Origin of the sequence: Luteibacter sp. RCC_6_2 (assembly GCF_041360655.1) — a bacterium.
Taxonomy (GTDB): domain Bacteria; phylum Pseudomonadota; class Gammaproteobacteria; order Xanthomonadales; family Rhodanobacteraceae; genus Luteibacter.
Map to the genome: position 1 here is coordinate 164125 of NZ_JBFUPQ010000011.1, position 20772 is coordinate 184896.

At 64.9% G+C, this 20772-nt stretch carries 16 protein-coding genes; 13 read left to right on the forward strand and 3 right to left on the reverse strand.

Annotated elements, in window-relative coordinates; genetic code table 11:
• Positions 1 to 49: 49 nt before the first annotated feature.
• Positions 50 to 1354, reverse strand: coding sequence for an NAD(P)/FAD-dependent oxidoreductase (locus AB6730_RS13675; protein WP_371024149.1), 1305 nt, complete (start codon positions 1352 to 1354; stop codon positions 50 to 52).
• Between the two features lie 103 nt (positions 1355 to 1457).
• Here AB6730_RS13675 and argS point away from each other — a divergent pair, with 103 nt between their 5' ends.
• Positions 1458 to 3218 carry an arginine--tRNA ligase gene (argS, locus tag AB6730_RS13680; protein ID WP_371024150.1) on the forward strand — a complete coding sequence of 587 codons (1761 nt, stop codon included), beginning with the start codon at positions 1458 to 1460 and terminating at the stop codon, positions 3216 to 3218.
• 42 nt (positions 3219 to 3260) lie between these two features.
• Here argS and AB6730_RS13685 read toward each other — a convergent pair whose 3' ends face one another.
• Positions 3261 to 3602 carry a carboxymuconolactone decarboxylase family protein gene (locus AB6730_RS13685; protein ID WP_371024151.1) on the reverse strand — a complete coding sequence of 114 codons (342 nt, stop codon included), beginning with the start codon at positions 3600 to 3602 and terminating at the stop codon, positions 3261 to 3263.
• A 219-nt stretch (positions 3603 to 3821) separates the two neighbouring features.
• On the opposite strand from AB6730_RS13685, the gene AB6730_RS13690 reads away from it, so the two are divergent.
• The 4 genes from AB6730_RS13690 (at position 3822) to AB6730_RS13705 (ending at position 6340) form a co-directional block, all read left to right on the forward strand.
• Positions 3822 to 4430, forward strand: a complete 609-nt coding sequence (locus AB6730_RS13690) for an OmpW family protein (protein WP_371024152.1) — start codon at positions 3822 to 3824, stop codon at positions 4428 to 4430.
• A gap of 36 nt (positions 4431 to 4466) precedes the next feature.
• On the forward strand, positions 4467 to 5387 hold the full coding sequence (locus tag AB6730_RS13695) for an AraC family transcriptional regulator (protein WP_371024153.1): 921 nt from the start codon (positions 4467 to 4469) through the stop codon (positions 5385 to 5387).
• Between the two features lie 257 nt (positions 5388 to 5644).
• Positions 5645 to 6112 carry a DUF1203 domain-containing protein gene (locus AB6730_RS13700; RefSeq protein ID WP_371024154.1) on the forward strand — a complete coding sequence of 156 codons (468 nt, stop codon included), beginning with the start codon at positions 5645 to 5647 and terminating at the stop codon, positions 6110 to 6112.
• A 57-nt stretch (positions 6113 to 6169) separates the two neighbouring features.
• Positions 6170 to 6340 (forward strand): hypothetical protein, encoded by a 171-nt coding sequence (locus AB6730_RS13705; RefSeq protein ID WP_371024155.1) that lies wholly within the window; start codon positions 6170 to 6172, stop codon positions 6338 to 6340.
• A 1-nt stretch (position 6341) separates the two neighbouring features.
• Here AB6730_RS13705 and AB6730_RS13710 read toward each other — a convergent pair whose 3' ends face one another.
• Positions 6342 to 9239: a TonB-dependent receptor gene (locus AB6730_RS13710; protein ID WP_371024156.1), complete on the reverse strand. Its 2898-nt coding sequence runs from the start codon at positions 9237 to 9239 to the stop codon at positions 6342 to 6344.
• Between the two features lie 821 nt (positions 9240 to 10060).
• Between AB6730_RS13710 and AB6730_RS13715 the strand changes: the two genes are divergently transcribed.
• The 8 genes from AB6730_RS13715 to AB6730_RS13750 all read left to right on the forward strand — a co-directional run.
• Positions 10061 to 12694 (forward strand): TonB-dependent receptor, encoded by a 2634-nt coding sequence (locus AB6730_RS13715; protein WP_371024157.1) that lies wholly within the window; start codon positions 10061 to 10063, stop codon positions 12692 to 12694.
• 2 nt (positions 12695 to 12696) lie between these two features.
• Entirely contained in the window at positions 12697 to 14559 is a 1863-nt protein-coding gene (locus tag AB6730_RS13720) for a beta-galactosidase (RefSeq protein ID WP_371024158.1), read from the forward strand.
• On the forward strand, positions 14552 to 15907 hold the full coding sequence (locus tag AB6730_RS13725; RefSeq protein WP_371024159.1) for an APC family permease: 1356 nt from the start codon (positions 14552 to 14554) through the stop codon (positions 15905 to 15907). Before AB6730_RS13720 ends, AB6730_RS13725 begins: the two co-directional genes overlap by 8 nt.
• Complete coding sequence (locus tag AB6730_RS13730; protein WP_371024160.1) at positions 15886 to 16833, forward strand: carbohydrate kinase family protein; 948 nt, start codon at positions 15886 to 15888, stop codon at positions 16831 to 16833. The genes AB6730_RS13725 and AB6730_RS13730 overlap by 22 nt, the downstream gene beginning before the upstream one ends.
• On the forward strand, positions 16811 to 18220 hold the full coding sequence (locus tag AB6730_RS13735; RefSeq protein ID WP_371024161.1) for a 6-phospho-beta-glucosidase: 1410 nt from the start codon (positions 16811 to 16813) through the stop codon (positions 18218 to 18220). The genes AB6730_RS13730 and AB6730_RS13735 overlap by 23 nt, the downstream gene beginning before the upstream one ends.
• A gap of 516 nt (positions 18221 to 18736) precedes the next feature.
• The gene (locus tag AB6730_RS13740) at positions 18737 to 19021 is read left to right on the forward strand and encodes a hypothetical protein (protein WP_371024162.1); all 285 of its coding nucleotides are present in this window, start codon (positions 18737 to 18739) and stop codon (positions 19019 to 19021) included.
• Positions 19022 to 19199: 178 nt separating this feature from the next.
• Positions 19200 to 19724 (forward strand): hypothetical protein, encoded by a 525-nt coding sequence (locus tag AB6730_RS13745; RefSeq protein WP_371024163.1) that lies wholly within the window; start codon positions 19200 to 19202, stop codon positions 19722 to 19724.
• 29 nt (positions 19725 to 19753) lie between these two features.
• Positions 19754 to 20772, forward strand: a 1019-nt coding sequence (locus tag AB6730_RS13750; RefSeq protein WP_371024164.1) for a glucosaminidase domain-containing protein, incomplete at its 3' end; no start/stop codon positions are given.

The window sequence follows — 20772 nt, forward strand, 5'->3', positions numbered from 1 at the left end:
GCCGCGGGGAGTGATGCACGTCACGTGGCCGTTGCAGTCGACCGCGGACCTAATGCAGCTTGACCGGGGGCAGCGTGGTGTTGCGCAGCCAGTCCGCCAGCCACAGCGCGGTGGCCCGAGGCCATCCGTGCAGGGTGGCGCGATGCATGTGCTGGAGGGAGACGTAGAGCATCTTCGCCAGCCAGCCGCGCATCGGGATCGGCGCCTTGCCGCGGGGGCCCGACGGCAGTTCGCCGGTGGCCTGGCGTTCGCCCAGGGAGACCAGGGTGCCCTTGGCGTGATAGGTGAACGGCGCGACCGTTTCGCCGGCGATCGCGCGCGGCAGGGCCCGGGACAGGTAGCTGGCCTGCTGGTGCGCAGCCTGCGCGGTGGGCGGCACGCTGGGACCGCCAGGCGTGGCGGGGGCGAACGCGCAATCGCCGATGGCGTAGACGTGATCGACGCCTTGTGCCGCCAACCTGCCATCGACCACGATCCGGCGGTCCTTGGACAACTGGAAAGGACCGAGGCCAAGGACCATGTCGTGACCGGTGACGCCAGCGGCCCACACTTGGATGTCGCAGCGCACCGTGCTGTCGTCGGACAGGTGGAAGGCGCCCCGTTCCACCGATTTCACGCCGACGCCCACGCGTACCGCCACCCCCATGTGCTCGAGTATCCGCTGCGCCGAGGCGGAGGTGCGCGGGTCCACGGCGGGGAGTACGCGCGGGGCCATGTCCATGAGGGTGATATCGAGCTTGGAGGCGGGATCGAGGCCGCCGTAGCGGTGCATGTCGTTGAAGGCGTGGTGCAGTTCCGCGGCCAGTTCGACGCCCGTGGCGCCTGCGCCGACGATACCGATGGAGATGCGCCGGGTGGGATCGCCCGCGCTGCGCAGGGCCAGCGCGAGGATCTTTCGGCGCAGCGCGACGGCCTGCGCCGGGCTGTCGAGCATGTCGCAGTAATCGAGCACGCCGGGCGTGCCGAAGTCGTTCACCCGGCTGCCGAAGGCGAGCACGAGCGTGTCGTAGGAAAGCGTGCGGGGCGGCAGGATCAATTCATCCGTCTGCGGCAGGCGTACTTCCGCCAGGTCGATCGTGCGTGCCCCGGTATCCACCCGCTTGAGGGCGCCGGGTTCGTAGCGATAGCCGTGGGATTGCGCATGGGCGAGGAAGGGCACGGCCTCCTCGCCGTCGCCGAGCAGGCCGGCGGCGAGTTCGTGCAGGCGTGGCTTCCAGAAATGGCTGGGGTCACGGTCGACCAGGGCCACGTCGAGGTCGCCTCGCTTGCCGAGCCGGGTGGCGAGTTCGATGCCTGCCGCGCCACCGCCGACGATGACCACGGTATGCGCGCCCGGTTGCTTGGAAACGGTCATGAGCGAGTCTCCAGGTATTTGCCGCCCAGCATACCGGCCAAATCGTTGGTTGCTTGCGAAGACCTGCCGTGCCATATAAACAAGCTTCCCCGGAGAAGATTCCATGTTCCAGTCACCGGCGTCGCGGATCGACGCCAAGCTCGCCGTCGTCTTTCAATCCCTTGGCTTGCCTGCGCACCTGGCCCGCGTACAGCCGTCCGATCGCCCTGAGTTGGGCGACTTGCAGTGCAATGGCGCGCTCGGCGGCGCGCGGGACCTGCGACGGGCGCCCCGGCTCATCGCCGAGGACATCGCGTCATGCCTTCGCGGCGATCCGGCGTTCGCTTCCGTCGAGGTGGCCGGCCCCGGCTTCGTCAACCTGCGCTTGTCCACGGACTTCCTCGCCGCGTGCGCCGCCGACATGGCCGCCGATGATCGCCTGGGCATCGCCGATGAAGGGGGAGGCCGTCTCGTCATCCTGGACTTCGGTGGCCCGAACGTGGCAAAGCCCTTGCACGTGGGCCACCTGCGCTCGCTGGTGCTCGGTGAGAGCCTGCGCCGCATCCATGCGGCATTGGGCTGGCGTACGCACGCGGACGCGCACCTCGGCGACTGGGGCTTGCAGATGGGCATGCTGAGCGCCGCGATCCGCCACCGCGCGCCGGAGCTGGCTTATTTCCAGCCGGCGTCGGGTCAGCCGTATCCCGCGAATCCCCCGGTGACGCTGCAGGAACTGGAGCGGCTCTACCCGGAAGCCGCGGCGGCATGCCGGGCGGACCCGGAGCGGATGGCCGAGGCGCGCTCGGATACCGCGGCGCTGCAAGCGGGCGATCCGGGTTTGCTCGCGTTGTGGCATGCCTTGCGTACGTTGAGCCTGGAAGCCCAGGTCGCCGACTTCCGGGAGTTGGGCATCGTGTTCGACGCGCTGGATGGGGAAAGCGACGTGCGCGATGCCATCGCGCCGCTGGTCGAGCGCCTGCTCGCCTCGGGCGTGGCACGCCAAAGCGATGGTGCCCTGGTGGTGGACGTCGCGGAACCGGGCGATAGCCATGACGTACCGCCGTTGCTGTTGGCCAAGAGCGATGGCGCCGCGCTCTACGCGACCACCGACCTGGCCACCCTGGAAGCGCGCGCCGCCATGAGCGGCCTCGCACGCGTGGTCTATGTGGTCGACCAGCGCCAGGCGCTGCATTTCGCCCAGGTGTTCCGTGCCGCGGGAAAGGCGGGCATCGCGCCCGGCGTGGAGTTGCTGCATGCGGGCTTCGGCACCGTGAACGGCCGCGACGGCAAGCCGTTCAAGACGCGCGACGGCGGCGTGGCCAAGCTCACCGACCTGCTCGACGAAGCCGTCGAACGGGCGGCCGCCCGTATCGATGAATCCGGTCATGGAGCCGGCCTCGACGACGCCGGACGCCGGTCGCTCGCACGGCAGGTGGGTATCGGCGCGGTGAAGTTCGCCGACCTCTCCGGCGATCGCCTGTCCGGCTATGTGTTCGACGCGGATCGCCTGGTGGCGTTCGAGGGGCGCACGGGCCCCTACCTGCAATACGCATGCGTGCGCTTGCGTTCGTTGCTGGACAAGGCTGCCGACTTCGCATCCGGACCGGTGGTGCCCGTCCTGGATGAAGAGCGCGACCTGCTGCTGTCGTGCCTCGGTTTCGCGGGTGCCGTGTCGGAAGCGGGGCGCGAACTGCAGCCGGGCATCCTGGCGGAGTACGCGTTCGGCGTGGCGCAGCGTTTCAGCCGCTTTTATGCGGCCTGCGCCGTGATCGGCGAGCCCGATCCCACGGTTCGCGCCTCCAGGCTCGGCCTGTGCGTGCTGACCCGTCGCGTGCTCGAAACATCGCTGGACTTGCTCGGCATGGACGTCCCGCCACGCATGTAGCCGGCAAGGCAGGGGCCGCGACATGAGCCGCGGCCCCTGTCATCACGCCTTCGAGTAGGCCTCGGTCGCGTCCATCACACGCGCCGAGTAAACCAGCGCCGCGCCGGCGTTGAGTGCCACCGCCACGCCGAGTGCTTCGGCGATCTCTTCCTTCGTCGCACCGTTCTTCAGCGCTTCCGCGGTATGCACGGTGATACATCCGTCGCAACGCGTCGTCACCGAGACGGCGAGCGCGATCAGCTCGCGTGTCTTCGCGTCGAGGTGGTTGGTTTTCGCTCCCGCGGCGGAAAGCGCCTGGTAGCCCTGGACGGTGCCGGGGCTCAGCTTGGCGATTTCGCCGATACGTCCCATCAACTGGCTGCGATATTCGACCCAATCAAGCATGACCTATTCCTCCGGTGATCCGGCGGCACGGTATGCGTCGTCGGCAGGCACATCATGATCCTGGTCAGGGGGCGTGTGAACGTCGCGGTGGCGCAAGGTTTGGCTCGATCGTCTCAGTGCGGGCGGTGGGGAGGACGGAAAGTCGCAGGGGACGCGCATTTTCCTGGATTGCCGGGTCCTGGCGGTAGCTTTCCAGGCGAAGCACTCAAGGAGACCACCGTGCGTTACCTCAAAGCCCTCACCGCGACCCTGCTGTGCGCCACCGCGCCTGCTTTCGCCCAATCGACCGAATCGCCCTGGCTGCTGCATGTCGGCATCCATGTCGTCGACCCCACTTCGCACAGCGGCCATCTGGCCGGCATGCCCGCCAGCGTGGACAAGAGCACACGTCCTACCGTGAGCATCGAGTACAAGCTCGACCCCGCGTGGAGCATCGAGGCCCTTGCCGCGGTGCCGTTCGAGCACGACGTGCGGTTGTCCGGGCAGCGCGCGGTCCGCGTGAAACAGCTGCCTCCCGTGATCGGTGTGAACTATCGATTCCTTCCCGGTGAGCGCGTGTCGCCGTTCGTGGGCGTCGGCGTGAACTACACGAAGTTCTTCGACGCCAAGGGAAGGGGTGTCCTGGAAGGCGCCGATACCCATCTCGAGTCCAGTTGGGGCATCGCATGGCATGCCGGCGTGGACATCGCGCTGGACCCGCGCTGGAGCTTCACCGTCGATGCGAGATACATCGATATCGACAGCAAGGTGAGCGTGGCGGGAGCGACGGTCGGCACGGCTCACATCGATCCCTGGGTCTATGGCGTGAGCGTGGGATATCGTTTCTGATTTGCCTGCCGTGCCGCGACCATGAATACTCCGGGCATGGATGCCCTCACTCGCGTGCTCGACCTGGCCAATGTGCAAGGTGCCCTCGACGTTCGCTGTTATCTCGCAGGCGGTTTCAGCCTCGATCATGAGGATGCCTTGCCGGGCGAGGCGCCGTTCCATCTCGTGCTCGCCGGTGCGGCAAGGCTGGAATTGCCGGGCCGAGCCACCGTGGACATGGTCGCGGGCGACCTGGTCGTGCTTCCGCAGGGCACCCGTCATCGCATTCACGATGGTGGACCGCGTTCGGCGGCTGTTGAACCGCTGCTGGACAACCGTGGTCCGCTGGACATCAAACGGAACACGTTGGGGCCGGCCGACCTCGACCTGCTCTGCGGGCGTTTCACCTTCGCGCCCGATGCGGCGCGCCTGCTGCTGGGCGCGCTGCCTGAAGTGATGCATGTGAAGCTCGCGGACGAGCATGGTCCCGGCGCGCTGGAAGCCATCGTCGGTATCTTTCGCGGCGAAGTGACGCGGCTCGAACCCGGCGCCCTGTCCGTAGTGACGGCGTTGACGCGCGCCTTGTTCGTCTTTGCCCTGCGTGCCCATCTTCGCCAGGGCACGTTGCCGCCGTCGCTGCTCTCGTTGATGGGCGATCCGCGGCTCGCCAATGCGGTGCTCGCGATGCTGCGCGATCCGGCACGCGAGTGGACCGTGGCGATGCTGGCGGCGGAAGCGGCGATGTCGCGCGCTACCTTCGCCAGGCATTTCGAGGCGAAGGGAAACATTCCTCCGCACGAGGTACTCACGCTTCTGCGCATGCACCTCGCGGGCGACCTGCTGCGTCGCGGCGAGCTCACGGCTGGCGCCGTGGCCGATCGCGTGGGCTACAAGTCGGAGTCGGCGTTCGGCAAGACCTTCACCCGTGTCATGGGCACCACGCCCGCCCGCTTCCGGCGCGATAACCAGCCGGGGTGAGTGAGAGCGTCCGGTGGAAGGGCTTTGGTGGGAGCCGACCCTGTCGGCGATGGGTGCTTGCCTCGAACTGGCCCGCTGCCGCGGGATCGCCGACAAGTCGGCTCCCACAAGTCGGCTCCCACCAGGGTGGGGCAAGACACCAGGGTGGGGCGAGGGTGGGATGTAGGTTCCGTTGGGGCTGGTGCGCAAGATGCGGATGGTTGGCGAGGGGCTCGCGGAGGGACGATGCATGTACCGCCACGAGGAACCCTCCCGCCATGTCATTCCGCATTACCGGCCTCGACCCTCGACCTTACGTTTCGTTGTACGGCCTCGACGAGGCATCGCTCAAGACCCACGGCGTGATCCGCGTGATGGCTACCGACGACACGGGTTATCCGGAACGTGTGGAGCTCCGCGCCGCGCACCGGGGCGAGTCGTTGTTGCTGCTGAACCACACGCACCAGCCAGCCGATACGCCGTACCGGTCGAGCCATGCGGTCTTCATCCGCGAAGGTGCGACCACGCCTTACGATGGCTATGACGAGGTGCCCGATGTGATGCGTGTCCGCACCTTGTCGCTGCGGGGTTTCGATCGCCACCACCATATCGCCAGCGCCGTCGTCGTCGATGGCGGGGCAGCGGCGGAGGCCATCGAACGCCTGTTCGCGATGTCGGCCGTCAGCTATATCCAAGCCCATTACGCCGCCTACGGCTGCTACGCCGCACGCGTGGACAGGGCTTGACGCGGCATTCGCCGGGTTGGCGTATAACGGGGGCGTTTCCGCGAGAGGCGATTCCCCATGCCAACCACCAGCGAATCCACGGTCTGCGCGATCTGCCAGGGCACCGGTACCGTCACCTATGTCGACGAGGAAGTCGGTTGCCAGGTGGAGGTGCCGTGCTGGGCCTGCACCGAACGCGATGAAACGGCGTTGGCCCAGCACTCGCCGAACGTACCCTGGATCGGCTGACTCAAAGCTTGTAGTTGACCCCGAACATCACGGTCCGGCCGAAGGTGTCGTACTCGAGCGGGCGCGCGACCTTGACGTTGTTCGGCAGGGCGGCGATCTGTTCCGTCTTCATCGGCGAATTGGTCAGGTTGTTCACCTGGAGCAGGATCGATAAACCATTCCATGTGCCGTGATCGAAGGCATATCCGAGCTGGAAATCCGTCTGCTTGTCGGCCAGGACGCGCGTGTAGCCAAGCTGGTCGAACAGGGCGACGGCCTCGCCGGTGAACGACGAGCGGTAGCGTTCGGCGATGCGCACCGACCAGCCGTACTTCTCGTAGTACAGGGCGAGGTTGGCCACCTTCCTGGACAGGCCGGGCAGGGTGGACGGGCTGCCGGGGATGCTCGACACCGCGCTCACCGGCAAGGTGCTGTTGGTGAGCGAGAAGTTGGCTTGCACGCCGAAGCCGTCCAACGCACGGGCGACCAGGGCGCCTTCCAGCGCACCCGACAATTCCAGGCCCTGCATCTTGCCGCCGGTACCGTTCTCCGGTCGCGTGAACGAACCGATGGTGCTGGTCGGCGTGAGGGTGGGATTGTCGTTGACGTAGCGCGAGAAGTCGTAGTCGAGCGTGGTCTGGTTGTAGATGTAGTTCAGCAGGTTCTTGTTGAACACCGCGGCCGCCACGTAACTGGACGTGCCGAAGTATTTCTCCCACGACAGGTCGGCGCCGACGGCGATGTACGGTTTCAACTTGGGATTGCCACCGCTGCCCGACCAGAGCACCTGGCCGGCGGCGGGGCCGTCGTTGACCAATGCGACGCCGGCGGAGGTGGCGACCTTCTCGTCGTCGATGCGTCCGCGCGCCATCGTCTTGGCCAGGCCGAAGCGCAGGAACTGCTTGTCCGCGATCTCGGCGACGAGGTTCAGGCTGGGCAGCACCTTGGTGTACTTCGTTCCGTCCGAGATGCGGCCGACCAGCGCGTCGCCATTGGTCTGCAGCGCATCGGACGACTGGTCGGTCCGCACGGCCTGCACACCGACGTTGCCGCGCAAGGGAACATCGCCCAGGCTGGTATCGATGTTGAACTTGACGTAGGCGACGGGGACCTTCTCTTCCACCGTGTAGTTGCGGCTCCAGTCGGACTGGCCGTTGCGCTGCGTGAGGTAGAACTGGTTGCCGAGGGCGCGCAGGACATCGTAGTTGACGATGCCGGGAATGCCGCCGTAGCCGAGGTCGGTGCTGCCGCTCAGGAAGGACGGGTCGATCGGCGTGGCGAAGCCGGGCACGTAGGTGTCGCCGGTGGAGCCATTGCCGTTGAGCCACGCGAAATAGACGTCGGCCTGCTTGGTCTTCTTGCGGTCGGAGTAGTTCACGCCGACGTTGACGTCGCTGAAGATCCAGCCGACCGGATGGCTCACCTCGAGGCGGAACGCCTTGATGGTGTCCTTCTGCTTGTCGAACTCCTCGCGGCCGTTGTAACCGTAGTTGTTCGGATCGGTGAAGAAGATGGCCGATGGATCGGCGAAATTCACGCCCGGCCGGAAGTCGGGGAAGCCTTCGTGTTCCGGCGTGGCGAAGTCGGTCGACGACGTGGCCTGGCCGGGCAGGCCTGCAAAGAGATACGCATCATGCAGGCGCTTCTTCGCGCTGGAATACGAGGCGTCGGCGTTGATCACCCAGCCGTTGCCGAAGTCGTACTGGTTGTTCCACCCAGCCGAGAACAGTTTGTCGTGTTCCTTCGTGTACTCGTTCTGCAAGACGGACTTGAGCCCGTCGATGTGACCGGTGGTGACGATGGGATAGGGCAATGCCGGCACGTAACCCACGTTCGAATAGGAGACATTGTCGTAGGGGCTGCTCGACCACTGCGCGCCGTTGAGGTAGGTCTTCTGGTTGAAGGTGGAGTAGTAGAGATCCAGCGTCGAGTGGTAGTGATCGTCCGGTGCCCATTCCAGCACGGTCATGAGGCCGTTGCGCAACTGGTTCTCCGACTTCGCGCGCAACTGCATGCCTTCCTGCGAAAGCACGTTGTCGGGCATGCCGGGCGTGTGCGGCGCACCCCAGTTCGTCTCCGCGCCTTGCGAACCGTTGTTGAGGCTCCACCACCATGCCTGGTACTGCTTTTCCTGCACCGGTGAATCCAGCTGCGCGAAGCCCACGGCGAGCCCGAGCGTGTGGTCGAGGAACTGGTCGATATAGGAGAAGCTCGCCCGGTGCCCCGTGTCGCCGACACCCGTACCGTGGTTGAGGCTGCCGTTGGAAGTGTTCTCGCCACGCAGGTTGGCGGCGAACGTACGCTTGGGCAGGTCGAGTGGCTTGATCGTGTGCAGGTCGACGGTGCCGGACAAACCCTGTCCGATGAGGCTGGCGTCCGGTGTCTTGTAGACGGCCGCGCCGCTGATCAATTCCGACGGGTACTGGTCGAAGTCGACGCCGCGGTTCTCGCCGATGGTGGCCTGCTCGCGGCCATTGAGCGTGGTGCCTGCGAAATCGGGCGACAGGCCACGAATCGAGATCTGGTTGGCGCGGCCATCGACGCGTTGCGTGGCGAGGCCGGACAAGCGGGCGAGGCTTTCCGCGATGCTGCTGTCGGGAAGCTTGCCGATGTCCTCGGCGGAGATCGCCTCGATGATGTTGTCGGAATTCTGCTTGGCCTTGATCGCGCTCTGGATGCTGCCCTGGATACCGGTGACGACGACGGCATCGAGGTTGCTCACGGCATCCGGATTCGCGGGCTTCTTCTGTGTCGTCTTGGCGGGCGGGGTGGCTGCCGGTTCGGAGGGCTGCTGTACCTGGTCCTGCGCGTTCGCGGCGCAGGCGAACGTGAGCATCAAGGCGGCGGCGCATGCCATGGCGAGCGGCTGCGGACGAAGAACAGGCACGGAAAGAGCCTGCGTCAAGCGGCGACGATTCATCTGTTTTTTCCCTGCATTCCGGTGGAGTGACCGGCGCCCCCGCGCCGCGGGCCGGAGAATGAGGGAGTGACACCTGACTGTCATCCTGCGTCGCAGCAGAATCCTGCGTTACGTTCAGGTGCCGGGGAGGCATGCATCGGCCGTGCCGCCTCCTGGTGCGTCGCAGCAACCGAAGGCCTATGCAAATTCGGCCGTTGACGCGTAATTTGCGGTGCGCTATACGTTGAATCGCATGCATGGGCATGCCGGTCGCGCGGCTCGCGATGAATGATGGGACAGCCACGATGCGTCGCCTCAATTCAAATCATGCGAACACCAGCTGCGCCTTCGCGGGGCACGCCTTCCCGCGCGTGATGGCCGACGGCCTTCCGATCCTCGCACGTGCCAAGCTGAGCGCATTGCGTTCGCGCGGCAAATGCGTCGCTGGCTACTCTCCCCCGCACACCTCCCGCTGATCCCATTCGACTGATCGGCACGTTCCTCGTCCGACGGCTCGTCGACGCACGCCTGCACGCGCAGGCGTGCCGGCAGGCCATGTCCGGACCCGTTGGTGAACCCCGCTGATCATCGGAACAGCGCATCGCACGCCGAGGGGCCGTGCGAGAACTCTTATGAACACTTTCGGGGTGGGGTGGCTTGTGCGTACTCATTATTGTCCAACCAGGAAAACGCTCGTCGCGGCGCTGTGCGCCATCATCGGATCAACGGCCGTACCCGCATTCGCGCAGCAGGCGCAGACGCCTCCGGCGGATGCCGCGGCCACGGCGCCAGGCGCGCCTCAGGGCACCGTACCGCCGGCCAAGCCGGAAAAGGCGGTGCAGATGAAGGGACTCAGCGTGGTGGCCAACCGCTACGACGCGACCAACATGCGCATGGATTCGGTGAACACGGTGGAGGTGCTGTCGGCGAACGACCTGCAGCACACCGCCGTGCACAACGTGGCCGAGGCGCTCGGCCTGATGTCCGGCGTGAACGTGACCACGACGGGCACCGGTTACTTCGGCGGTATCGATGGCGCGGCACGCGGCGAGGGCATGTTCGCCTCGGTGCGCGGCTTGCCGTCCGAGTACAACGTGAACCTGATCAACGGTTCCAACGTGGCACAAGGCATGCCGTACAGCCGCAGTGTCCAGCTGAGCCTGCTGCCGCCTTCCGGCCTGCAAACCATCGTGCTCAACAAGACGTCGATGGCCGACATGGACGGTGACGCGATCGGCGGAACGATCGATTTCCGTACGCCCAGCGCCTTCGACTTCAAGAAGGATTTCAGCGGCAGCGTGACCGCCAGCGGACGCTCGGAAAGCCGCGCGCGCGATTACGGTGGCAGCGGCCTCGGTGGCGGTCTCGCCGGGGAACTGCAAGGAAAGTTCGGTGCCGAGAAGCAGTTCGGCGTGTATGTGAGCGGCTATTACGACTACCGCAACATCGCCAACAGTGAAATCGGCGCGGCGGAAAGCGCCTCGAACGACGGCTCCTGGGCGTTCCTCCATGCGACGGCCGATGGTGACAACGCGCCTGGTTACGATCCGGCGCGCAACCTCACGAGCACGGGCACGAACGTGGGCATCGCCTCCGGTTTCGAACGCCGTTACGGCGGCAACATCTCGCTGGATTGGAACGTCGATCCCACGCTGAAAGCCTACGCGAAGATGACCTACGCGTATGCGCTCACCGAGCAGAACACCACGTATACGCAGTTGCTGCCGTCCCACGTGACGTACGTGCCCACGGCCACGCCCGGCGTGTATGCGCCGAACATCGGCCGCATCGCCAATCGTTTCTGGTTCGAGACCAATCCAGAGCGCGCGGACCTGGCCACGATCCAGCTCGGTGCCGACAAGGTCGCCGGGGGCTGGACGATCTCGCCGAACGTGTTCTGGAGCATCGGCCGCAACGACCGGCCGAACCACGTGGAGATCGACGGGCGCGAGGACAAGTATTCCCAGGACAACTTCGCCTATGGCGGCAGTTCGCTGCTGCGTTACGGTGGCGGCGGGTTCCCGTACCCGCAGCTGACCCCGGGTCTGCTCGGCTCGGTGAACAACATCGGCGGGATGTGGGCGAACGATTATGGCGAGGTCACCGACATCCGCTCGGGCCAGAAGCGCGGTGGTGCGAAGCTGGACCTGCGCTACGATTTCGACGGCGGCCCGGTCTCGTCCGTGAAATTCGGTGTGAAGTACAGCGACAGCTCGCGCGAGTTCACCAATCGCGACTGGTCCACCGGCGGCATCAACGACGGCGTGACGACGCTGGACGACCTGGGCATCTTCAAGGGGTATTACTCGTCGATCTTCCCCGACAAGTACCACTGGCGTACCCCCGACGTGAGTCGCGCGGCGGTCGCGGCCCTGATCGACCAGCACGTGCTTCCGTCGGACCTGGATACGTGTAGCTCGCTCGATTTCAACAACTACAACTGCGACACCATGCGCGGCACCGAGGCGGTCACCGCGGCCTATGCCATGGCCACGATCAACCAGGGGCCGTTGGAGATCATTCCGGGCGTGCGCTTCGAACACACCTCCATCCACAACACGTTCTGGACCACGCCGACCGATGCGGACGGTAATGAACTTCCTGGTTATTTCGACAATAACCGCACGGTCTACAACGAGCCGCTCGGCAGCCTGTTCATCAATTACCGTCCCAACGGAAACGTGGTGTATCGCGCGTCGATCTGGCAAAGCTACACGCGGCCGGCCTTCGTCCAGCTCGGCGGTGGTTCGCAGATCAACACCTCCGAGGGCGTGACGACGATCACCCGCGGCAACCCGAACCTCAGCCCGATCAAGTCCACCAACGTCGACCTGGCCGCGGAATGGACGACGGATCGCGGCGGCTATGCGTCGTTCTCCGGCTTCTACAAGAAACTGCGCGACTACATCTACGACAGCGGTGGCGGCCAGGCCAATCCGGACACGGTGGGTGAGGGCACCGTGCTGACCAAGACGCCGACGAACGGTGGCGACGGCAAGGTATATGGCCTGGAGATGACCTGGCGGCAGAAGTTCCAGGATCTTCCGGCGCCATGGGACGGTCTCGGCTTCAGCGTCAACGCGACGCGGCAGAACTCGAAGGTCGACCTCGGTCGCGAAGGCTTCGATAACGAGCGCTTGCAGGCGGCGCCTGAGCGCATGGCCAACGCGGAGCTGTTCTATGAGAAGAACGGGTTCTCGTTGAACCTCAGCTACCACTACACGGGCTCCTACCTCTCGACTTACGACTTCCTCAACCAGGGCAGTCCGTGGGACGACCTGTGGATCCGTCCGATCCGCCGCGTGGACCTGCATGCGGGCTACCTGCTGCCCAACGGCATCCAGCTCGACCTGCAGGTGAGCAACCTCACCAAGCAGTATTCGTACTGGTCGCATATCGGCAGGAACAGCCTGGCCAACTCGGACATCGTCGATGCCGGCATGACCACGCTGCTCACCGTCAAGTATTCGTTCTGAGCATGCAGCGCAGGGAGTTCCTCGCCTTCTCGTTGCTCGCGCCGCTGGCATGGGGCGGAACCCTGCCAGTGGCGCTGGCGGAAACGGCCGCGCCAATGAGGCCGGTGCCACCCGACGGCAAGGCGCACGCCTTCGGCTTCGGCCGGAGGCGGTTCCTGCTCGATGGCAGGGAGTTCCGCATCCACAGCGGCGAGATGCATCCGGCGCGCATCGCGAAGGAACACTGGCGCCACCGGATACGCATGGCACGCGCGATGGGGCTCAACACCATCGCGCTCTATGTCATGTGGAATCACCACGAGCGTGAGCCCGGGCAGTTCGACTTCGAGACGGGCAACCGCGACATCGTCGGCTTCATCCGCCTGTGCCAGGAAGAGGGCATGTGGGTGTACCTGCGCCCTGGCCCTTATGTCTGCGCCGAGTGGACGAACGGCGGCCTGCCGGCATACCTGCTTCGCGATCCGGACACGCGCCTGCGCGATGGCGACGATCCGCGTTACATGGCGGCCGTCCGCCGTTACATCGGCGCGCTGGCATCGCGCATCGCGCCCTTGATGGTGTCCCGGGGCGGCCCGGTGCTGATGCTCCAGGTGGAGAACGAATATTCGATGTTCGCCGCGGGCGTCGGCTACCTCAAGGCGATCGAGGCGGCATGGCGCGCGAAGGGCATCGCCGGTCCCTTCGCCGTTTCCGACGGCTGGAAGGACCTGACGCGTCGAAAGGCCTACCTGCCCGGCGCCGCGTTGGGTCTCGATGGCGCGGACGTGGACATCCTGGCCAAGGGCAGGGCGTTCGCGGGCGAGGCACCGGTATGGGTCGGCGAGGGATATCCGGGATGGCTCACCCATTGGGGCGAGCCGGTTTTCGCATCGAAGGACTATGTGGACACGCTGCGCCGGGTGATGAAGGCGGGCTATTCGTTCAACCTCTACGTGGTGCACGGCGGCACGAACTTCGGCCTGACCGCGGGCGCCAACCTCGAAGACGACGGTTCGCAGTTCCAGCCCGTCATCACCAGCTACGACTATGGCGCACCGATCGACGAGCGCGGAACCCCGACCCCTCAGTACGAGCGCTTGCGCAAGGTCATCGTGGAAGCGACCGGGATGACGCCGCCCGCCGTGCCGCCCGCCGAGCCTTCGACCACCTTCGCGCCGGTAACGCTCGAACCGTACGCGTCCTTGTGGGACAACCTGTTCGACGAGCCGGCGCGCATACCCGTGCCGGGACCGAACGAGATCCTGTTCGGACAGGACCAGGGCCTGGTCCTCTACCGCAAGCGCGTCGAGGCGGGGTCGCGCCTTCGCCTGGAGGGCGTGCGCGACTATGCCGTGGTGTACATGGATGGCCACGAGGCCGGCCACGTATCGCGCGTCGAACATGCGGAAGTGTCGTCGTCGCCGGACGTCGCCTTGCCGCACGGATGCATCCTGGATGTACTCGTCGACACGTTCGGGCACGTGAATTTCGGCCCGCGCCTGGGCGACCACAAGGGCTTGATCGGGCCGGTGACGCTCGATGGCGCGCCGTTGCGCGACTTCCATGCCTGGCCCTTGCCCCTGGATGGCGCCTGGCTGGAACACCTGCGGCCGTTGAAGGGGCCGCCGGCCCGTGGCGGAGTCTTCTTCCGGGGCAAGATCCACCTCGACAGGCCCGGCGATGTCTACATCGACATGGGCGAGTGGACGAAGGGCTATCTTTGGGTCAACGGTCAGCTGCTGGGCCGCTACTGGCACATCGGGCCGCAACGGCGATTGTTCTGCCCGGGCCCATGGCTGCGCGAAGGCGACAATACCGTGATGGTGCTCGACCTGCACCGGAGCGCCGGTGCGGGCATCCATGCCGCGGAACGCCTGCATGATTGAGGAGACCGTGCCGACACTCAACGTACCGCCGAGGGCGATCGGTTTCTGGGGCGGTCTTTCGGCCAACGTGCTGAACATGATCGGCATCGGGCCGTTCGTGACCATTCCGCTCGCGCTCTCCGCCCTGGCGGGTCCCGGCGTGCTGCTGGGCTGGATCGCCGGTGCCTTCCTGTGCCTGTGCGACGGCATGGTGTGGGCCGAGCTTGGCTCGACCATTCCGGAATCCGGTGGGCCATACCATTACCTGCGGGAAGCGTACGGGCGCGAGCGCATGGGCCGCCTGTTCGGCTTCCTCTACCTGTGGCAGACATTGCTCACCGCACCCCTATCGATCGGCTCGGCCGCCGTGGGATTCGCCCAGTACCTGGGCTATCTCGTGCCTTCCCTGGGCGATGGCGGACGAATCCTGGTGGCGGCAGGCCTGTGCCTGGTCAACACGGCCGTGCTCTATCGGCGCGTCGGCGAGATCCAGAAGCTGTCGATGTTCATCACCGCCATCGTCGTCGTGGCCTGCGCCTGGATCGTCGTCAGCGGCATCGCGCATTTCGACATGGCCACCGCCAGCCGTTTCCTGCACATGCGTACGGAATCGACGCATGGATTCTGGCTCGGCCTGGGCGCGGTCTCGCTGATCGCCGTCTACGACTACGGTGGCTACAACAACGTGTGCATGCTCGGTGGCGAAGTGAAGCAGCCGCGACGCACCATCCCGCTGGCGGTGCTCACCTCGATCCCGCTCGTGGCGGTGCTCTACCTCGGCCTCAACATCAGCATCCTCGGCGTGCTGCCGTGGGAGCAGGCCGCGCAGTCGAAGGCCGTGGTGGCGGATTTCATGCAAGCCATCCATGGCCGCATCGGCGGTACGCTCGCGGTATCGTTGATCCTGCTTGCCAGCTGGGGATCGGCCCTGGTGGTGCTGCTCGGCTATTCACGCGTGCCTTACGCGGCCGCCGCTGACGGGCAGTTCTTCCGGGTGTTCGCGAAGCTTCATCCTCGCGGTGGCTTTCCCACGGTGTCGCTGGTCTTCGTCGGCGTGACCTCGGCGTTGGCATGCTTCCTTTCTCTTGAAAGGCTGATCGCGACGCTGATGGTCGTGCAGATCCTGTTCCAGTACATCGCGCAGTGTTTCGCCGTGGTGGCCCTGCGTCGCAGGAAGGTCTCGGCCGAGGCCTTCCGCATGCCGTTCTATCCGTTGCCGATCGCCATCAGCGTGGTCGGCTGGCTCTACCTCGTCGCGACCAGCGGCTGGCCGTCGGTCGTGACCGCCGTGGTCGCCGTCGTCGTCGGTACCCTCATCTTCCTGTGGCAAGCCCGGAGAACGCGCTCGTGGCCGTTTCCATCGACCTGAAATCCTGGGATGTCGCCGTCGTGGGCGAGATCTACGCCGACCATGTGTTCAGCGGTTTCGCCCGCTGGCCGGGACCGGGCGAGGAAGTGCTCGCGAAGGATTACCTGCGCGAACTCGGCGGCGGCAGCGTGAACACCGCGTGCGGCTTGTCGCGGCTCGGCCGGCGCACACGCCTCGTGGGGCTGATCGGCGAGGCGGACTTCGACTGGTTCGAGCGACGGCTCGGCGATTTCGGCGTCGGCATGGATGGCATCCGCCTCGGCGCCGACGGCACCGGTACGACGGTCAGCGTCTCCACGCGGGAAGACCGTTCGTTCTTCACCTACCTGGGCGCCAACGCCGGATTGACCGAGCTGCTCGAGGTGCCGACCGTTGTCGCCGACCTGGTCGCCGCGCGTCACGTGCACTTCGCGATGCCGCTGGCACGTGAGCTGGCGGCGCGCATCCTCCCGCAACTTCGCCAGGCGGGATGCACCACCTCGCTCGACGTCGGCTACAGCGCCGACTGGCTGCGCGATGCCGCCAACCATGCGACCTGCCGCGAAGTCGACTTCTTCCTGCCCAATGCGAAGGAGGCCTCCCTGCTTGTCGGCAACGACCACGCGGATGCCTATGCCGCATGGGCCGGTGCGCAAGGCTTGCGCCATACGGTGCTCAAGCTGGGCGCGCAGGGCGCTTTGGTGGCCGACGCGGCGGGGATACGAACCATCCACGCGCCGCCCGTCGAGGCGCTGGACACGACCGGTGCCGGCGACGCCTTCGACGCCGGACTCATCGACGCCGTGCTCGACGGCGAAACGCTGGACCGCTGCGTGCAACGCGCCTGTGTCACGGGCGCCTTGTGCACCACCGCGGCAGGCGCCCTGCATGCTCTTCCCCATCCCCCGACCTTGAGGACTCTTCGTGAGCGGACGTACGGATCGTAAGATCGCATTGATTGGAGGGGGCAGCGTCCGCTCGCCCCTGGTGGTTTTCGGTGTCAACGAGGCCGCGGAAGCGCTCGGCGCCGCGGAGATGGTGCTGTACGACCCCGATCCCGCCCGGCTGCGGATCATGGTCGACCTCGGCAAGGCCATCGTCCGGCATTTCGGTGGCGACCTGCGCTTGCGTGGTGCGACTTCCCTGGAAGACACCATCGAGGGCGCCGATTTCGTGCTCAACAGCATTCGCATCGGTGGCATCGTCGGCCGGGCGGCCGATGAACGGGTGTCGATCGACCACGGATATCCCGGCCAGGAGACCACCGGCCCCGCCGGGGTCGCCATGGCGCTGCGCACCATTCCCATCGCCATCGAGCAGGCACGGATGGTGGAACGGTTGAGCCCCGAGGCCTGGCTGGTGAACTTCACCAACCCCGCCGGCCTCATCACGCAGGCCGTGAACGACCACAGCAAGGCGCGCATCGTCGGCATCTGCGACACGCCCACCGAACTGTTCCACAACATCGCGCGCGCCCTGGGTGAGCCGGCGGACGAGGTCGAGTGCGACTACGTGGGCCTCAACCACCTTGGCTGGGTGCGTGGCGTGCGCGTGCGCGGCGAGGACGTCTTCGATCGCCTGCTGGCCGACGACGACCTGCTTCGACAGCTTTACCTCGCTCCGCTGTTCGACTTCGAGATGATCCGCACGTTGCGCCTCATTCCGACCGAGTACCTGTTCTTCTATTACGAGAAGCGCCGCGCGCTGGATAACCAGCGCAGGCAAGGCGGCAGCCGTGGCGCGGAGATCCAGCGCCTCAACGACGACTTGCTGGCGACATTGACCTCGCGCCTCGACGCAGGCGATGGCGAAGCGGCCGTCGACATCTATGCGGCGTACCTTAACCAGCGCTCCGGTTCGTACATGAAACTCGAAGCGGAAGGCGGATCGGCTTTCGACCATGGCGTGAGCCTGGAAGGCGATCCGTTCCGCGTGGCGACCGGTTACCACCGCATCGCCATCGACGTGATGAGTGCGCTGACGGGTGCCAAGCCCGCCCGTATCGTGGTGAACACGCGCAATCGTGGCGCCTTACCCGATCTTCCCGAGAACGACATCGTCGAGATCGCCTCGGATATCTCGCTAGACTCGATCGTTCCGCGGCCGATTGCGCCGTTGCCGGATGCGGTGAATGGGCTTGTTCGCTCGATGAAGGCGTACGAGCGCGCGGCGATCGCTTCGGTTCTCGACCAGCGCCGGCTCGAAGCGCGCAAGGCGATGCTGATCCATCCCGCGATCGGCGAGTGGACGCCGTCAGGTGATTTGCTCGAAGCCTTGTTGGGGCATGCGAACGACGATGGCGAATGCCTGTGTCATGGGCCGGTGCTTCGCTAGCGATTCTTGCTTGCGACTACAGACAACATGGCGTTGTTTTGTTACGGTCGGCATGTTGTCTGCGGAGTCGATTTGCACGCGTCGCAGACAACCATCGCTTCATGCGGTGAGAAGCGCGGGCCGGAAGTGCGACAACACTCCCGACCCGCTGACCACAACCAACTAGTTAGGAGTTGATCCGTGGCTACCCACGATCATACGGCACCCGCTCGCCCGCCGAATCCCCCCGGCGACATCCCCACCGGTTACCGGGCCCTCTGCCCACCGCGCAGAGACGGTTGAAGAACGGCGGTTTCAGCCCCTCGTCTGAGATGTTTCTTGTCCGCACCTACAGGGCAAGCGCCTGTGCGGGCGACTGAAACCGGCTGAGGCCGCATCCACTTCATCAATCACGCCACCCGGCGCCCGGTCACGGGCCGCCGGTGAACCCGTGAGTCCGTTTGATCCGCGGCACGTCGCGCTGTGCGTGGCGTGCCGCACCTGGACGACGGTCACGCTCACTTCCAAGGAATGTTCATGCCTGTTTATGACACCGCGCGCGCGGAGGATCGTGCGCGCCATTACATCGATCCAGAAGCCTCGGCGCACGACCTGTTGAACGACGCCACCGAATGGTTGCAGTACGCCCGTGGGCTTACCGGGTTGCGCGCCGACCTCGTACATGAATCGGACACGGTGGATTGCGCGCAGTTAGCGCTCTCACTCGAAGCCATCGGTGCGTTGACGCACATGGGTGTGCAGTGCACGACGCAGGCGCATGCGCGGATGTGTTGGGAACAGACGCGTGCGGTGAGCGAGTAAAGCCGCGTTTGGGAAGGGGTCGGGGCCGCGATTAAAACGATCGAGTGAGAACTTTCCTCACCCTTGTGTTGCGCCACCGAAAAGTGGCTAGACTGCGCACCTCAAAATGGGCACGGAGAGCCTGCCGTGAATGGATCGACGACGAGGAACAGCATTTATGAAAGCCAGATACGTAGCCATGGCCATGATCCTCGCGGTGACACCAATAATTGATGCGTCGGCACTGCCGATATCTTCGCTTTACTTATCGATCAGGGTCCAGGGTGGTATCTGCTCTGTGGGTGCCGTTGGCGATGAGGATGGTTTAAATAGACGTCCATACGCAGAATGGACTGATGCGCTTGGGAGCGGCGTGAGCTGGTCGAAGGAGCTGGATATTCCCGAGCGATTTTACGAAGGACGTGCAACGCACTGCCTGCGGGAACGCGACTGGCTCTTTGTCTTGCTTCAACTAGACACGCATTCCCAACGATCGATGGCCCAAGGCGTACTTCGCCTGGTCAAGTTGCGGGTAGCCGATGGATTCGTCGAATCCGATACCGAGGTCTTGGTCCCGCGTGCCGGCACGAGGTACTCGGCTTGGGTGGAAGAGGGTCCCTCGAACCTCCGAGTGGAAGAGGGGCGAATTGTAGTAGGCGGAAAGTACCGGCATCTCGACACCTATGAGGAAGGTACTTCTTTTTCCGTCATGTTGGAAATGTAGATAACAGGAAGCTATGAGAGGCATATGCCATGGATGTTAGAGAAGAATTCATTGCCAAATTGTATCCCGCTGCACGAAAAGTGGCCGAAGAAACAGGTATGTCGTGGGAGCTCATTCTTGCCCAGGCGGCGCAGGAGACTGGTTGGGGGCAGAGGGTTCTTCCCGGCACCAACAACATCTTCAACATCAAGACGAGCGCTGGCTGGAATGGCGAGAGCAAGATATTTAATGTCTGGGAGGAGGCCGATGATAAGGCGATATGGATTGATCAATCTTTCCGAGTGTACGAATCGGTCGAAGACTCGTTGAAAGATCGCATTAAGTTCCTACGTGAAAATCCCCGATATGCGAAAGCCGGCCTTTTTGACGAAGGAACGGCGGGTGATCTACATAATGAGGCGCATGCCCTTCAGGATGCGGGTTACGCAACCGACAAAGGATACGCAAAGAACCTGATCGAACTGTTCAACGGGCCGACCATGCGTCGCAGCATCGCGTTAGCAATCGGACAGGACGTGTCGGGATTGGCATCTCCGACGGCGGGGCAGGGTCGAGTCCTTCGTCCCGGCCTGCACGCTCCTGCCGTTGGCGAGCTTCAAAATCAATTGATCCGGCTCGGCTATGTCGGTACGAAAGACGCACCTGTGCTTGCTGATAGCCATTTTGGGCGCCATACACGTGCCGCCGTGCAGGCATTTCAGAGGGATCACAACCTTGCGGAAGACGGTATCGCAGGCGCCACCACGCTAGCCGCCGTGCGTCGGGCCGTGGAGACCGAGTTACGCTCGATCGGGCAGCCGGATGCGCCGTACTTGCGAAACGAACAGCCCGATGATGCGATCGCGGTTTATCGGTCCGTGGGGCCCGAGACCAGAATGGCGACGCCGCTTTTCCCGACCATCGATCAGGTGCCGCCAGAGAGACGTACGGATGCCTTGCAGGCGGCCGCCGTCGTATACCCGAATGCGGAAGGCATCCGAGCCCTGCAAGAGAACCTGAACACGCTGAGTGTGTCGGATATGGCGGGAGATCCACTAGTCGCCCATGG